Source organism: Pseudomonas sp. GW821-FHT02H09 (assembly GCF_059421425.1).
In genome coordinates this window covers 145,512-160,730 of record NZ_JBWKVA010000002.1, presented here as the reverse complement: position 1 = coordinate 160,730, position 15,219 = coordinate 145,512, and the positions used below count along the sequence as shown (strand labels likewise).

The 15,219-nt window shown below is 59.4% G+C and carries 16 protein-coding genes and 1 pseudogene; 4 read left to right on the top strand and 13 right to left on the bottom strand.

From position 1 onward, the window contains the following. Positions 1-9: 9 nt before the first annotated feature. From AC07VR_RS03215 to exbB, 4 genes are all read right to left on the bottom strand, one after another. Complete coding sequence (locus tag AC07VR_RS03215) at positions 10-930, bottom strand: hydrogen peroxide-inducible genes activator (RefSeq protein ID WP_495010439.1); 921 nt, start codon at positions 928-930, stop codon at positions 10-12. Positions 931-1,177: 247 nt separating this feature from the next. Then, a complete protein-coding gene (locus AC07VR_RS03210; protein ID WP_495010438.1) occupies positions 1,178-1,924 on the bottom strand; it encodes an energy transducer TonB family protein in 747 nt (248 codons plus the stop codon). After that, positions 1,921-2,349: a TonB system transport protein ExbD gene (gene exbD / locus AC07VR_RS03205; RefSeq protein WP_494990907.1), complete on the bottom strand. Its 429-nt coding sequence runs from the start codon at positions 2,347-2,349 to the stop codon at positions 1,921-1,923. The genes AC07VR_RS03210 and exbD overlap by 4 nt, the downstream gene beginning before the upstream one ends. A gap of 6 nt (positions 2,350-2,355) precedes the next feature. After that, a complete protein-coding gene (gene exbB / locus AC07VR_RS03200) occupies positions 2,356-3,333 on the bottom strand; it encodes a tonB-system energizer ExbB (RefSeq protein ID WP_495010437.1) in 978 nt (325 codons plus the stop codon). 188 nt (positions 3,334-3,521) lie between these two features. Between exbB and AC07VR_RS03195 the strand changes: the two genes are divergently transcribed. Next, a complete protein-coding gene (locus tag AC07VR_RS03195) occupies positions 3,522-4,379 on the top strand; it encodes an SDR family oxidoreductase (protein ID WP_495010436.1) in 858 nt (285 codons plus the stop codon). 52 nt (positions 4,380-4,431) lie between these two features. Here AC07VR_RS03195 and AC07VR_RS03190 read toward each other — a convergent pair whose 3' ends face one another. The 6 genes from AC07VR_RS03190 to AC07VR_RS03165 all read right to left on the bottom strand — a co-directional run bounded on the left by AC07VR_RS03190 (position 4,432) and on the right by AC07VR_RS03165 (position 9,731). Beyond that, positions 4,432-5,172, bottom strand: coding sequence for a putative periplasmic lipoprotein (locus tag AC07VR_RS03190; protein ID WP_494990904.1), 741 nt, complete (start codon positions 5,170-5,172; stop codon positions 4,432-4,434). A gap of 64 nt (positions 5,173-5,236) precedes the next feature. Next, on the bottom strand, positions 5,237-5,617 hold the full coding sequence (locus AC07VR_RS03185; RefSeq protein ID WP_003229509.1) for a RidA family protein: 381 nt from the start codon (positions 5,615-5,617) through the stop codon (positions 5,237-5,239). Positions 5,618-5,641: 24 nt separating this feature from the next. After that, on the bottom strand, positions 5,642-7,747 hold the full coding sequence (gene spoT, locus AC07VR_RS03180) for a bifunctional GTP diphosphokinase/guanosine-3',5'-bis pyrophosphate 3'-pyrophosphohydrolase (protein ID WP_494990903.1): 2,106 nt from the start codon (positions 7,745-7,747) through the stop codon (positions 5,642-5,644). 57 nt (positions 7,748-7,804) lie between these two features. Continuing rightward, a complete protein-coding gene (gene rpoZ, locus AC07VR_RS03175; RefSeq protein ID WP_150640823.1) occupies positions 7,805-8,068 on the bottom strand; it encodes a DNA-directed RNA polymerase subunit omega in 264 nt (87 codons plus the stop codon). Positions 8,069-8,234: 166 nt separating this feature from the next. Then, complete coding sequence (gene gmk / locus AC07VR_RS03170) at positions 8,235-8,855, bottom strand: guanylate kinase (RefSeq protein WP_495010435.1); 621 nt, start codon at positions 8,853-8,855, stop codon at positions 8,235-8,237. 12 nt (positions 8,856-8,867) lie between these two features. Next, positions 8,868-9,731: a YicC/YloC family endoribonuclease gene (locus AC07VR_RS03165; RefSeq protein WP_494990901.1), complete on the bottom strand. Its 864-nt coding sequence runs from the start codon at positions 9,729-9,731 to the stop codon at positions 8,868-8,870. Positions 9,732-10,011: 280 nt separating this feature from the next. Here AC07VR_RS03165 and rph point away from each other — a divergent pair, with 280 nt between their 5' ends. After that, positions 10,012-10,734: a ribonuclease PH gene (gene rph / locus AC07VR_RS03160; protein WP_494990900.1), complete on the top strand. Its 723-nt coding sequence runs from the start codon at positions 10,012-10,014 to the stop codon at positions 10,732-10,734. A gap of 29 nt (positions 10,735-10,763) precedes the next feature. Continuing rightward, positions 10,764-11,132, top strand: coding sequence for a DUF4870 domain-containing protein (locus tag AC07VR_RS03155; protein ID WP_494990899.1), 369 nt, complete (start codon positions 10,764-10,766; stop codon positions 11,130-11,132). Between the two features lie 61 nt (positions 11,133-11,193). Here the strand turns inward: AC07VR_RS03155 and crc are convergent, their stop codons facing one another. Continuing rightward, positions 11,194-11,973 carry a catabolite repression control protein Crc gene (gene crc, locus AC07VR_RS03150; RefSeq protein WP_003176915.1) on the bottom strand — a complete coding sequence of 260 codons (780 nt, stop codon included), beginning with the start codon at positions 11,971-11,973 and terminating at the stop codon, positions 11,194-11,196. Between the two features lie 81 nt (positions 11,974-12,054). Between crc and pyrE the strand changes: the two genes are divergently transcribed. Next, a complete protein-coding gene (gene pyrE / locus AC07VR_RS03145) occupies positions 12,055-12,696 on the top strand; it encodes an orotate phosphoribosyltransferase (protein WP_494990898.1) in 642 nt (213 codons plus the stop codon). A gap of 74 nt (positions 12,697-12,770) precedes the next feature. Here pyrE and argB read toward each other — a convergent pair whose 3' ends face one another. After that, on the bottom strand, positions 12,771-13,676 hold the full coding sequence (argB, locus tag AC07VR_RS03140; RefSeq protein WP_494990897.1) for an acetylglutamate kinase: 906 nt from the start codon (positions 13,674-13,676) through the stop codon (positions 12,771-12,773). A gap of 29 nt (positions 13,677-13,705) precedes the next feature. Next, a pseudogene (locus tag AC07VR_RS03135) lies at positions 13,706-15,186 on the bottom strand (phosphomannomutase/phosphoglucomutase); the annotation flags it as partial. Positions 15,187-15,219: the final 33 nt, after the last annotated feature.

Genomic DNA, 15,219 nt, shown 5'->3' with positions numbered 1-15,219 from the left:
CGCGGTGTCTTAGCTCGCCGCTGGCGGCTTGGCCACCGAGCACAGGCGGATCGAGTCAGCGAGGATTTCAATCGCTTTTGGCCGTGGGAAGCTGGCGCGCCAGGCAATCGCCACCGTGCGGAACGGCACGGGTGGCGTCATCGGGCGTACTTCGATCACGCCAGGGGCGTAGTGATGGCTGTTCACCGCCGAGAGCGGCAGGATCGAGATACCCAGGCCGGAAGCGACCATGTGCCGAATGGTTTCCAGGGAGCTGGATTCAACCGTGGTGTGCTTGGTGCCGTCGGTGCCCTTGCCCAAAGTCGGGCAGGCCTCGAGTACCTGATCGCGGAAGCAGTGCCCTTCGCCGAGCAGCAGCAGGCTCTTGTCGTTGAGCATGTTGGCGTCGATGGTTTTCTTTTGGATCCATGGGTGCGCGCTGGGCATCAGTACGTAGAACGGCTCATCGTAGAGCTGCAGGGTCAGTACGTCAGCCTCGTTGAACGGCAGGGCGATGATGATCGCGTCCAGCTCGCCGTTGCGCAGTTTGTCGCGCAGTACATGGGTGAAGTTTTCTTCGATGTACAACGGCATCTGCGGGGCGACCCGGTGCAGTTGTGGAATCAGGTGCGGGAACAGGTACGGACCGACCGTGTAGATCGCGCCGACTTTCAGCGGAGCGGTCAGCTGGTTTTTACCGGCCTGGGCCAGCTCACGAATACCTTGGGCTTGCTCAAGAACCTTCTGGGCCTGGGCGACGATGCCCTCGCCGACAGGCGTCAGGCGCACCGCGCTTTTGCTGCGCTCGAAAATCAGCACACCGAGTTCGTCTTCAAGCTTCTTCACGCCTACCGACAAGGTCGGCTGACTGACATGGCAACGCTCGGCCGCGTGGCCGAAGTGCTGCTCTTGGGCGAGGGTAACGATGTAGCGTAATTCTGTGAGAGTCATAGCGGGCGTCCATGAGGTTGCGAGCCAAGCATACCGGCTGCAATCGATAGACGCACGTTATCAGACTGAGGGCGGAGAGCGACACAGGGCAATGCATGTTTGCCGGTGTCGGAAATGCAAAAGGCACCTTTCGGTGCCTTTTGGGGGAGTGCCAGCCAGCGAAGGACATTGGCGAACGTCGCACCTGTGGCGAGGGGGCTTGCCCCCTCGCCACAGGTTTTGTGTCCGGCATTCGCGCCAACCGAAGTCAGCGGCGACGTTTTTCGATGTTGTAAACGAATGGCGCAACGATTTCGATCGAGCCGTTGGTCAGCATTTCGGCTGGCGGTTTAGGCAGCGGCTGGGCGCGGCGAATCATTTCCAGTGTCGCCCGATCGAGATCGGCGTTGCCGGAGAGACCGGCCAGTTCGAACGACAGCACATTACCTTCGGCGTCGACCACGAAGCGCAAACGGTTCATCCCTTCCTTGCCGCGCGCTTGAGCTGCGGGCGGGTACTTCTTGTACTTTTGCAAGTGCGCCAACAGCGTGTTTTGCCAGCTGGCTTTGGCGGCATTCTGCGCCGCAGTAGGGCCGGGTGCCGGCTGCGCGGACTTGTCCGTCTGCGCAGGCGTGGGCGGCGTGTCGCCAGGTTTTTCCTCGGGAGGCTTTTCCTTTGGCGGCTCCGGTGTCTTCTCAGGCTTGGGCGGTTGCGGCTTTGGCTTGGGCTTGACCTGCTTGGGCACGGAGATGGTCGGCTTCGGCGCCTCCGCGAGTTTTGGCAACGGGAGTTCTTCCACCGGTGCAGGTGGTTGCGGCGGCGTCACGACTTTGGGCGGTGCCGGTGGAGGCGGTGCCGGAACCGGCGCCAGCTCGACCATCATTGCCATCGGCGGCAGTTCGACCGGCTGTGCCGACGACCAGTTGAGCGCGAGGAGAATCGCGACCGCGTGGACGCCCAGCACCACTGCCAGGCTACCGCTGTAACGCGTCAGCTTTTGGCGCGTCGTGATCATTTCTTGGCTGCCGTCTCAAGTCCGACCAGGCCGACTTTCAGGTAACCGGCTGCCCGCAAGGCATCCATCACACTCATCAAGTCGCCGTAGTCCACGCCTTTATCGGCCTGGAAGAAGATCGTCGTGTCCTTCTTGCCGTGAGTCTTGGCATCAAGGGTCGCGCCAAGGCTTTCAGCCTTCACTTGGTCTTCACCGAGGAACAGCCGTTGATCGGCCTTGACGCTGAGGAACACCGGCTTCTCTGGCCGCGGCGCCGGTTTGGCGGTCGAGGCGGGCAGGTCGACTTTAATGTCTACAGTCGCCAGCGGTGCTGCCACCATGAAGATGATCAGCAGCACCAGCATTACGTCGATAAACGGCGTGACGTTGATTTCGTGATTCTCGGCGAGATCGTCGTCAGCGCCTTCTTTTAAATGCAGGCCCATGGCTGATTACCCCACTTTCACCATGTGCGGTTGCGAGACGCGCTCGGGCGGCAGGTGGTCGAGGTCGCGGCTGACCAGCAGCAGGACTTCTGCCGAGGCATCGGAAACCTGCGCCTTGTAACCGGCGATGGAGCGGGCGAAGACGTTGTAGATCACCACCGCCGGAATCGCCGCAACCAGACCCAGCGCGGTCGCCAGCAAGGCTTCGGCAATGCCGGGAGCCACGACAGCGAGGTTGGTGGTCTGGGTCTTGGCGATGCCGATGAAGCTGTTCATGATGCCCCACACGGTACCGAACAGGCCGACGAAGGGCGCGGTGGAACCGATGGTTGCCAGTACGCCGGTGCCGCTGCTCATGTTGCGGCCGCATGCGGCAACCAGACGCTCGAGACGGAAGCTGACGCGTTCCTTGATGCCTTCTTTTTCACGGCTGTTGGCCGACAGGCGCATTTCTTCCAGAGCGTCGTGGACCAGCAGGTTGGCGAGGGTACCTTCCTTGGTGGCAGTCGAGCTGGCTTCTTTAAGGGTGGTGGCTTTTTTCAGGCTGGCGATTTCACCACGCAGACGACGCTTGGCGCCGAGCAGCTCAAAGCCCTTGGCGATCCAGATGGTCCAGGTGATGATCGAGGCGATGGCGAGACCGATCATCACGATTTTCACGATAATGTCGGCGTTCTGGTACATGCCCCAAGGCGACAGGTCGTGGGCCATGCCCAGGGTGTTATCGGCCTCGAGTACTTCAGGCTGATTTTGGAGAGGTGCGCCTTGAGCAGCCAGAGCCAGGTCGCTGACGACCGGGGTCGCGACTGCAGCGGCATGGTCAGCGCTGCCGTGAGCGGCAGGTCCGGTGGCAGGCACAGGCTCATCGGCGAACGCGGCGGTTGGTGCCAGCAGCAGGCTGAACAGCAGCGCTGCTACCATGCGCCAGGCGCGCGATGGGCTAGGAAGCGTGGTTGGCGAAGCGGGGAGTTGATTGCTTGTCATGCTGGCCGGACCTAAGAGGGAAAAAGAGTAAATGTCCTTCCAGGCCTCGCAGGGCCGAGAACAAATGGGCGGCAATTATCGCAATTAATTCTCGTTAACAAAAGTAATAGAGTATCTTTTTTTCTTGGATTACCAGCCGCTCGTCCATTGCCGACGCTAGGCTGGGTCTTTCCGATAGGAGTTTTGTGATGTCCACCCCTTCTGTTTTGATCGCCGGCTGCGGTGATGTCGGCAGCCGTTTGGCCACCCAGCTACTGGCCGGGAACTGGTTGGTTCATGGGCTGCGACGGAACATTTCGCGCCTGCCAAGCGGTGTCGTGGGAGTGGCGGGTGATCTGTTCAGTGAGCAGTGTCCGGCCGCCTGGCCGACTGAAAAGCTGGATTACCTGGTGTATTGCGCCGCGGCCACCGAACACGATGAAGCCGGCTATCGCGCGGCCTATGTCGAAGGTTTGCAGCATGTATTGAGCTGGTTGAAGCAGCATGGTCAGCAGCCAAAGCGCCTGCTGTTTGTCTCCAGCAGCAGCGTGTATGGCCAGCAGGCGGGCGAATGGGTCGACGAAAGTTCGCCGACCGAGGCCGGCGGTTACTCCGGACGTTTGATGCTGGAAGCCGAGCGGGTGGCTTTGCACAGTGGCATACCGGCAAGTCTGGTGCGTCTGACGGGTATCTATGGTCCGGGCCGTGAGCGGCTGTTGACTCAAGTACGCCAGGGTTATCGTGTAGTCATCGATCCGCCGCTGTATGGCAACCGGATTCATGTCGACGATGCTGCCGGTCTGCTGGCGTTCCTGCTACAGGCGGATCGTCGAGGTGAGGCGCTGCAGGACTGCTACATCGGTGTCGACGATGCACCTGCGCCGCTCGCGGAAGTGGTCGACTGGTTACACGAGTATCTGGGTGTCACCGAATGGGCGGCCGACGCCAGTGTCCGTCGGGCCGGCAGCAAGCGGTGTAGCAACGCGCGGGCGCGGGCGCTGGGTTGGGTGCCGCGTTATCCAAGCTTTCGTGAAGGGTATACGGCGATTCTCGAGGGCAGTCGTTGACTCAACCTTCAAGGCAAAGAAAAAGGAGCCCATGGGCTCCTTTATTGCGGGGTCACTGTTTTTCCAGTAACCACTGCCGGGTACCAGGAGAGAGTGATGGTACTTCATCGGCTTGAGACGCATTGACCACCTGGAAGATCTCCAGTTGTTTGCCTTTGCGAGTAAAAATCCATGGGTTGCCCTGGCCGCCTTGCTGCAGCCAGATGTTGTCATGGCCGCCGCTCATGGACGCACAATCACCGGCCAGGCACAGCGCGTAACGATCAGTGCCTGGCAGGCCTTCAACCCGGCCATCGGCCTGGAACTGAACGGTGCTGCCTTCGCCCGGGCCGCTGACGACTTTCCAGCTGCCGCCCATATAAGCGGAGTACAGGGCTCGCTCGAAGCTGGCGCCAATCGGTGCGCCTTCGGGAACCGTGTCTTGCGCTCGATTGAAAACCTGTTCCGGTTCTGAGTCGTTTGCCACTTGCTGCAGCTGTTTGCCGTCGCGACTGAGTTCGCTGGAGGAGCCGCCATAGAAATCGATCTTCCAGGCGCCGGATTTCTCACCCAGCAGCTTGCCTTCGACATTCTCGAAACCGTTGGTAAATCTCGCCTGACCGGCTTTGGTATTGATGTCCCATTCCAGGTTTGGACCGTTGGCCTGGAGGGCTTCACGCAAGGGGCCGCCTTTGGCAGCAGCATCGATTGCTACCTGGTTGATCCAGGTGCCACTGATGTCGCGGTCGGCGGGATTGCTGGCACAGCCGCCGAGGAATATGGCGAGCAGCGAGAGGGCAAGCGCTTTGCGCATGACGGAATCCTTTCAAAACGGAATTGGCGCAGCGTGGCGGCTGCGCCAGGATATGTGCTGGCAGTTATTCGATGACCAGAATGGCATCCATCTCAACCTGCGAGCCTTTTGGCAGTGCGGCGACACCGATGGCGGCGCGGGCAGGGTAAGGTTGGTCGAAGTATTTGCCCATGATCTCGTTGACCTTGGCGAAGTGGCTCAGGTCGGTGAGGAAGATGTTCAGTTTGACGATGTCCTTGAACGAACCACCAGCGGCTTCAGCCACGGCCTTGAGGTTCTCGAAAACCTGAACGGTCTGGGCTTCGAAGCCTTCGACCAGCTCCATGGTTTTCGGGTCCAGAGGAATTTGACCGGACATGTAGACGGTGTTGCCAGCCTTGATCGCCTGGGAGTATGTACCGATGGCGGCAGGTGCCTTGTCGCTGGTGATAACAGTCTTGGTCATGTATGACTCCTTGTAATGGGCTGGTTACGCACGCATGCGGGTGATGCGGGTGACCCCGGTCAGGGCGCGTAGTTTCTTGATCACGCGGGCCAGATGCACACGGTCGTGCACGCTGACCACCAGTTGGACCACGCTGATGCGACCATCGCGTTCGTCCATGCTGATTTTTTCGATATTGCCATCGGCCGCGTTGACGCTGCTGGCCAGCAGGGCAATCAGGCCGCGCTGGTGTTCCAGCTCGACGCGCAGTTCGACGTTGAATTCGCCGGTGACATCCTTGGCCCAGGAGAGCTGGATGCATTTTTCCGGGTTATGGCGGATCTCGCTGATATTGCGGCAGTTGTCCAGGTGCACCACCATCCCTTTACCTGCGGACAGATGGCCGACAATCGGGTCGCCAGGGATCGGTGTGCAGCACTTGGCGTAGCTGAGGACCAGACCTTCGGTGCCGCGAATCGCCAGCGGGCCTTCCGGGCTCGGCAGCTGTTCGCCTTCGCCGAGCAGGCGGCGGGCGACGACGTAGGCCATGCGATTGCCCAGGCCGATGTCTTCCAGCAGGTCTTCGATCACTTCAAGGCGGTATTCGTTGAGCATCACCTGGATGCGCTCGGCCGGAACTTTTTCCAGCGAGCTGTCGAAACCGTTGAGCACCTTGTTCAGCAGGCGTTCGCCGAGGCTGATGGACTCGGAGCGGCGTTGCAGTTTCAGGGCGTGACGAATGTGTGTGCGGGCTTTGCCGGTGACCACGAAGTTGAGCCAGGCCGGGTTTGGCCGGGCGCCCGGTGCGCTGACGATTTCCACGGTCGAGCCGCTTTGCAGTGGTTCGGACAGTGGCGCCAGGCGACGGTTGATCCGACAGGCAATGCAGCTGTTGCCAACGTCGGTGTGTACCGCGTAAGCGAAGTCGACTGCCGTGGAGCCTTTGGGCAGCTCCATGATCCGGCCTTTGGGCGTGAAGACATAGACCTCGTCCGGGAACAGGTCGATCTTCACGCTTTCGATGAATTCGAGAGAGTTGCCGGCGCGCTGCTGCATTTCCAGAACGCCCTTGACCCATTGGCGAGCACGGGCGTGAGTACCTTTCGGTTGCTCCTCGCCGCTGGATTTATACAGCCAATGGGCAGCAATGCCGTTATTGGCCATCTCTTCCATTTCGCGGGTGCGGATCTGGATCTCGATCGGTACGCCATGCATGCCGAACAGGGTGGTATGCAGCGACTGATAGCCGTTGGCTTTGGGGATCGCGATGTAATCCTTGAAACGCCCCGGCAGCGGCTTGTACAAATTATGTACAGCGCCGAGCACTCGATAGCAGGTATCGACCTTGTCGACGATGATGCGGAACGCATAGACGTCCATGATCTCGTTGAAGGCCCGACGCTTGCCGCGCATCTTCGTGTAGATGCCGTAGAGGTGTTTCTGCCGACCGCTGACCTCGCCCTGAATGCCGTCAATGGCCAGGCAGTGACTGAGGGACTCTTCGATCTTGTTGACGATTTCCTTGCGGTTGCCCCGGGCGCGTTTGACTGCCTGGTAGATCCGCGCGGAACGCATCGGGTGCATGGCCTTGAAGCCAAGGTCTTCGAACTCTATGCGGATGCTGTGCATGCCCAGGCGGTTGGCGATGGGCGCATAGATTTCCAGGGTTTCCTTGGCGATCCGCCGGCGTTTTTCGCCGGACAGCACTTCCAGGGTTCGCATGTTGTGCAGGCGGTCGGCCAGCTTGACCAGGATCACGCGAATATCGCGGGCCATGGCCATGGCCATTTTCTGGAAGTTTTCGGCTTGGGCTTCGGCTTTGGTCTCGAAGTTCATCTGGGTCAGTTTGCTGACCCCGTCGACCAGTTCGGCCACGGTTTCACCGAACTGCGCCGAGAGCGCTTCCTTGGCAATACCGGTGTCTTCGATCACGTCATGCAGCATGGCCGCCATCAGGCTTTGATGGTCCATATGCATGTCGGCAAGAATATTCGCGACCGCTAACGGGTGCGTGACGTAGGCTTCGCCACTGCGCCGGCGTTGGCCGTCGTGGGCTTGTTCGGCGTAAAAGTACGCTCGGCGAACCAGGTTGACCTGGTCCGTGCCGAGATAGGTCGATAAGCGATCGGCGAGGGCGTCTATGCTCGGCATGATGACTCCTGCCGATGGCTGTGACCCCGCGCCGTGCTACGTCGACCAGGCATAGGCTTAGACGGCCTCGTTGGACTCGTCCTCGAACGCTGCGAACAGCGGTTCGTCTTCAACGATTTCAGCTTCAGCGATGACTTCATAGCTCATCAAACCTGCTGCGATTTCACGCAACGCCATTACGGTAGGTTTGTCGTTTTCCCAGGCCAGCTTTGGCTCTTTGCCACCGGTCGCCAATTGACGAGCACGTTTGGTAGAGAGCATGACCAGCTCAAAGCGGTTAGCCACGTGATCTAGGCAGTCTTCAACGGTTACGCGGGCCATGGTATTCCTCGTAGCAAATGCAATATGCGCGCTGCCCGGATGGGCGAGCGGACTCAACAGTTTAAAAAATCACCAGCGTTTAGGGAAGCGCTGATTTTCCGCCCAGCTCTCCAACGCGCTACAAGTGCCAATGTAAAGCCCTTGCAGCGTTTTTGGGAAGAGGTCTTTAGCCCAACAGTTCAGCGAGTAATTTACCGAAACGCTGTTGTTGAGGCTTTTGGCGCAGCTGATTGGCGCGGAAGATAGCTTTCAGATCGTCCAGTGCAGTGGCGAAGTCATCGTTAATGATCAGGAAGTCGTAATCGAGGTAATGGCTCATCTCGCTGACGGCTTCGCGCATCCGGCCTTCGATAATTTCGTCGCTGTCCTGGCCGCGATTGGTCAGGCGTTGGCGCAAGGCCTGCTGGGACGGCGGCAGAATGAAGATCGAGCGAGCCTGGGGCATCAACTTGCGCACTTGCTCGGCACCTTGCCAGTCGATTTCCAGAATCAGGTCGTGACCTTCATCCAGGGTCTGCTGCAAATGGCTCTGCGAAGTGCCGTAGAGGTTGCCGAACACTTCGGCGCGCTCCAGGAAATCACCATGCTCGATCATCCGCACGAACTCGGCCCGGTCGACAAAGTTGTAGTTCACGCCGTCGATTTCACCGGGGCGCATGGCGCGGGTGGTGTGGGAAACCGAAACGCGAATTTGCGGCTGCGCGTCGATCAGGGCCTTGACCAGGCTGGTCTTGCCCGCGCCAGACGGGGCGGAAATGATGTAGAGGGTGCCGGTGCTGTGGGTCATGTCGGGGTAGCCTTACTCAATATTTTGCACTTGTTCGCGCATCTGCTCGATCAACACTTTGAGGTTGACCGCCGCTTGGGTGCTGCGCGGGTCGAAGGCTTTGGAGCCCAGTGTATTGGCTTCGCGGTTGAGCTCTTGCATCAGGAAGTCCAGGCGCCGACCGGCGGCACCACCGGATTTGAGCACGCGGCGAACTTCAATGATGTGGGTGCTCAGCCGGTCCAGTTCTTCGGCCACGTCGCTCTTTTGTGCGAGCATGACCATCTCCTGTTCCAGGCGCTGCGGATCCAGCTCGGCCTTCATGTCGGCGAAGCGGTCCAGGACTCTCTGGCGCTGGGTCGCGAGCATTTGCGGGACCAGCTCACGCAGGGTCACAACGTCTTCTTCTATGGAGCTCAAGCGATCGTTGATCAGGCGGGCCAGCTCCGCGCCTTCGCGCTCGCGGCCGCTCTTGAGCTCTTTCAAGCCCTGGTTGAACAGCGTCAGGGCTTGCGCGTTCAGCGCTTGCGGGTCGGTCGCGTCGGCCACCAGTACGCCCGGCCAGGCCAGGACTTCCAGCGGGTTCAAGGCCGCGGGGTGTTTGATCAGGCTGGCCACGGTCTCGGCTGCAGCCACCAATTGTGCGGCGCGCTCACGATCAACCTGTAAAGGCTTGCCGGTGGTTTCTTCGGTGAAGCGCAGGGTGCATTCGAGTTTGCCGCGGGACAAGCCCTGGCGCAGCGCTTCGCGCACAGCACCTTCGAGGTCGCGAAAAGACTCCGGCAGACGCAGGTGCGGCTCCAGGTAGCGGCTGTTGACCGAGCGCAACTCCCAGCTCAGCGTGCCCTGAATGCCGGCTTTTTCGACGCGGGCGAAGGCGGTCATGCTATGCACCATGGAGGTACCTCGCGATTCGGGCCTGCTACAAACCCCGATGGGTTCAGCGGGCCTGATTGATAAATTAAAGCCGACAGGCTGCAAAGGCGCAGGATTGTAACGCAGTGCAGCGAATGCTCCCAAATTGCGCGTGTGACAAAGGGCTGCAAGCCGTCGCCGTCCGGCGCCAGGCCCTTGTCCAGAGCCTTCGGTCGCGGCGCAGGTTTTTTAGAAGTGCCCACTCGGCGCTCCGGGCTCTATAATGCTCGGCAGATTTCCGTCCCCGTACAGGTATTTCCCTATGAAACGTCCAAGTGGTCGCGCTGCCGATCAGCTCCGCTCGATCCGCATCACCCGCAACTACACCAAACACGCCGAGGGATCTGTACTGGTCGAGTTCGGTGATACCAAAGTGATTTGTACGGTCAGCGTCGAAAATGGCGTGCCGCGCTTCCTTAAGGGCCAGGGTCAGGGTTGGTTGACTGCTGAATACGGCATGCTGCCGCGTGCCACGGGTGAGCGTAACCAGCGTGAGGCAAGCCGTGGCAAACAAGGTGGTCGTACGCTCGAGATCCAGCGTTTGATCGGCCGTTCCCTGCGCGCCGCTCTGGACATGTCCAAGCTGGGCGATGTCACCTTGTTCGTCGATTGCGATGTGATCCAGGCCGATGGCGGCACTCGCACCGCGTCGATTACCGGCGCCATGGTTGCACTGATCGATGCCTTGAAAGTGATCAAGAAGCGTGGCGGCCTGAAAGGTGGCGACCCGCTCAAGCAAATGATCGCTGCAGTTTCGGTGGGTATGTACCAAGGCGAGCCTGTGCTCGATCTGGACTATCTGGAAGACTCGGCTGCCGAGACGGATCTCAACGTCGTGATGACCAGCACCGGTGGTTTCATTGAAGTTCAGGGAACTGCCGAAGGTGCGCCGTTCCAGCCTGAAGAGCTGAACGCGATGCTGGCTTTGGCGAGCAAAGGCATGAACGACATTTTTGAACTGCAAAAGGCTGCACTGGCTGACTGATTGCCCTGGCATCCAGCAAGGAGAGCGACATGAGTGAAGAGCAGCTTCCACTGCCTACGCCGAGCCGGGAGGTTCGCCAATGGGCGATGTTTTGTCACTTTTCCGCCTTGCTGGGGATCTGGATTCCTTTCGGTACGCTGATCGGGCCGCTGATTCTCTGGCAGTTGAAGCGCGAGATGGACCCCTTCATCGATGCGCAGGGCAAGGAGGCGCTGAACTTTCAGATCACCGTCGCCATCGCATCGGCCATCTGCTTCTTGTTGATGGCGGTGATAATCGGGTTTTTCCTGTTCGGGCTGGTAGCGATTGGTGCCTTGGTGCTGGCGATCATCGGCGGCATCAAGGCCAATGACGGGGTGCCGTATCGCTATCCCTTCACCTGGCGCCTGATCAAGTAAAATTGACGCCCACAAAAAAGCCGACATTGCTGTCGGCTTTTTTGTGGCTGCGAAAAGACGCTTAGATGGTCAGCGTCCAGTCGTAATCCACAATCAGCGGCGCATGCTGCGAGAAGCGCGGCTGGCGTGGCAGGCGTGCGCTACGTACGAAGCGACGCAGGCCAGGAGTCAGCAGTTGGTAGTCGAAACGCCAACCCAGGTTGAGCATCTCGGCCTGTTCGTTGTCCGGCCACCAGCTGTACTGATCGCCTTCGCGGCTGACTTCACGCAGGGCATCGACATAACCCATGTTGCCGACAATCTCGTCCATCCAGGCCCGCTCAGGCGCCAGGAATCCAGGAGATTGCTGGCTGTCGCGCCAGTTTTTGATATCCAGCTTCTGTTGCGCCACGTAGAGCGAGCCACAATAAATGTACTCGCGACGTTTGCGTCGCTGTTTATCCAGGTAACGAGCGAAGTCGTCCATAAGCTTGAACTTCTGGTTCAAGTCTTCATCGCCGTTCTGCCCTGATGGAAGCAGCAAGGTCGCGATGCTGACCTTGTCGAAATCGGCTTGCAGGTAGCGCCCGTAGCGGTCTGCCGTCTCGAAACCAAGACCGCTGATGACAGCCTTCGGTTGCAGCCGCGAATACAAAGCCACGCCACCTTGGGCGGGGACTTCGGCATCGCAGGCATAAAGGAAGTAGCCATCCAGTTGGAAGGCTGGGTCGTCCAGTTCAAAGGCGGAGGCGCGGGTGTCCTGCAGGCAGATGACGTCGGCATTCTGTGCTTGCAGCCAACTGAGCAAACCACGCTCGACTGCAGCCTGAATACCATTGACGTTCACACTGATGATCCGCATAAATGGCCCCAAAAATCACGTGCGTGTATGATACCCGAGGTCTACCTAATTAGCTAAATCCGTGATATTGGGGCTTTTTTCATGCAGGCGTATCAGCGCGATTTCATTCGTTTTGCCATCGATCGCGGCGTTTTGCGCTTCGGTGAGTTCACCCTGAAGTCCGGGCGTACCAGTCCTTACTTCTTCAATGCAGGCCTGTTCAACAGCGGTTCGGCGCTGGCGCAGCTTGGCCGTTTCTATGCGGCGGCCATTGTCGAAAGCGGTATTTCCTTCGACGTGCTGTTCGGTCCGGCCTACAAAGGCATTCCTTTGGCGGCCACGACGGCTGTGGCGTTGGCTGAGCACCACCAGCTCGATCTGCCCTGGTGTTTCAACCGCAAGGAAGCCAAAGCTCACGGCGAAGGCGGTAGTCTGGTCGGCGCGCCGTTGGCTGGCGATGTATTGATCATCGACGACGTGATCACTGCAGGCACGGCCATCCGTGAAGTCATGCAAATCATTCAGGCCCAGGGCGCCAAGGCTGCCGGTGTATTGATTGCCCTGAACCGCCAGGAGCGTGGCAACGGTGAGTTGTCGGCGATTCAGGAAGTCGAACGTGACTTTGGCATTCCGGTGGTCAGCATTGTGTCCTTGACCCAGGTTCTGCAGTTCCTGGCTGATGATCCGCAGCTCAAACAGCACCTGCCGGCGGTGGAAGCCTACCGCGCGCAGTTCGGGATCTGAACTTCGCCAGGGTTTGAACCGCAATAAAAAAGGCCCCCCTCAGCATGCTGAGCGGGGCCTTTTGTTTGCATCGCTTAGTGGCGCTTGCGATTGCTGATCAATGTGCCCACACCGGTGTCGGTGAAGATTTCCAGCAACACTGCGTTAGGTACGCGGCCGTCGATGATGTGCGAGGTCGTGACGCCGCCTTGCACCGCCTCCAGTGCGCAACGGATCTTCGGCAGCATGCCGCCGTAGATGGTCCCGTCAGCGATCAACTCATTGACCTGCTCGGTGGTCAGGCCCGTCAGGACCTTGCCTTGCTTGTCCATCAAGCCGGCAATGTTGGTCAGCAGCATCAGCTTTTCGGCTTTGAGGGCTTCAGCCACTTTGCCAGCCACCAGGTCGGCGTTGATGTTGTATGACTCGCCGTTGGCACCGACACCGATAGGTGCGATGACCGGGATGAAATCACCTTTGACCAACAGGTTCAGCAGGTCGGTGTTGATTCCGACCACTTCGCCAACGTGGCCGATGTCGATGATTTCCGGCGTGGTCATTTCAGGCGTTTGACGGGTGACGGTGAGCTTTTTCGCGCGAATCAGCTCCGCGTCCTTGCCGGTCAAGCCGATGGCACTGCCGCCGTGACGGTTGATCAGGTTGACGATGTCTTTGTTCACCTGGCCGCCGAGGACCATTTCCACGACGTCCATGGTCTGCGCATCCGTGACGCGCATACCATCGATGAAGTGGCTCTCGATCGACAGGCGATTGAGCAGATCGCCGATTTGCGGACCGCCACCGTGCACGACCACCGGGTTGATCCCTACGGCCTTCATCAGCACGATGTCGCGGGCGAAGCCGGTTTTCAGCTCTTCGCTTTCCATGGCATTGCCGCCGTATTTGATCACCAGCGTCTTGCCGATGTAGCGGCGAATGTAAGGCAGCGCTTCGGATAGAACCTTGGCGGTATTGGCGGCGGCATCGCGTTCGAGGGTCATTCAGGTCTCCGGTGAAACTATCTAGTCGATCAGAACGGTAGTTGAAGATCAGGGGCAACACGTTTCAATTGGGCGTGGAACACGTCCTTGATGCGCTGCAACTCGGCCTCGGTATCAGCCTCGAAACGCAGCACCAGCACCGGTGTGGTGTTGGAGGCGCGAACCAGGCCCCAGCCTTTGGCGTAGTCGACTCGCACACCATCGATGGTGGTCAGTTCGGCGCCTTCGCCCCAACGGGCATCGTGCAGTGCATCAATGATGCTGAATTTGCTCTCTTCGGTCACATGGATATTGATTTCCGGCGTAGAAATATCGTTCGGGAAGGTCGCGAACAGCTCATCGCAGCTGGATTTTTCCTTGCTGAGGATCTCCAGCAGGCGTGCGGCGCTGTAAATACCGTCGTCGAAACCGAACCAGCGCTCCTTGAAAAAGATGTGCCCGCTCATTTCGCCTGCAAGCAGGGCGCCAGTTTGCTTCATTTTCTTTTTGATCAATGAGTGCCCGGTCTTCCACATTAGCGGGCGACCGCCGTATTCCTTGATCAGTGGAGTCAGACGGCGGGTGCATTTGACGTCGAAAATGATTTCCGCGTCAGGATTGCGTGAAACCACGTCCTTGGCGAAGAGCATCAGCAGGCGGTCGGGGAAGACGATGCTGCCGGTATTGGTGACGATACCGACGCGATCGCCATCGCCGTCGAAGGCCAGACCCAGGTCGGCGTTCACTTCCTTGACCTTGGCGATCAGGTCCACCAGGTTCTCAAGCTTGCCCGGATCCGGATGGTGGTTCGGGAAGTTGCCGTCGACCTCGCAGAACAACGGGATCACTTCGCAGCCCAGGGCTTCGATCAGCTGCGGGGCGATCACGCCGGCGGCGCCGTTGCCGCAATCGACCACCACTTTCAGGCGGCGAGCCAGTTTGATGTCCTGGACGATTTCGGTGTTGTAGCGATCAAGGATATCGACCTTGGTGATGCTGCCCTTGCCGCTGCTCAGGTTGTTGGTCTTGAGGCGTTCGTGCAGGGCCTGGATCTGTTCGTTGGCCAGGGTATCGCCGGCAATGACGATCTTGAAACCGTTGTAATCCGACGGGTTGTGGCTGCCGGTGAGCATGACGCCAGACTTGCCGGCCAAAACGTTGGCGGCGTAATACAGCGCCGGGGTCGGCACCAGGCCGACATCGCTGACATGGCAGCCACTGTCGTGCAGGCCCTGAATCAATTGTTCGACCAGCTCTGGGCCGGACAGGCGACCATCACGGCCGACCGAGACATTCGGTTCGTCCTGGGCCAGGCTTTCGGAGCCGATGGCGCGGCCGATCCAATAAGCGGTCTCGGCGGTCAGGGTTTTCGGGACAACACCACGAATGTCGTATGCGCGAAAAATGCTGTCAGGGAATTTGGGTGCAACTTGGGCGGTGCTGCTCATCACTGGGGGTGCTCCAATCTCAGGAAGTCCTGGTTTTCGTTGAGGGGGTCGATATCGAGAGTGTCGGTATCCTGGAACAGCGGTCAGGTCCGCTCGACACCCGGGGTGCCGGGTTG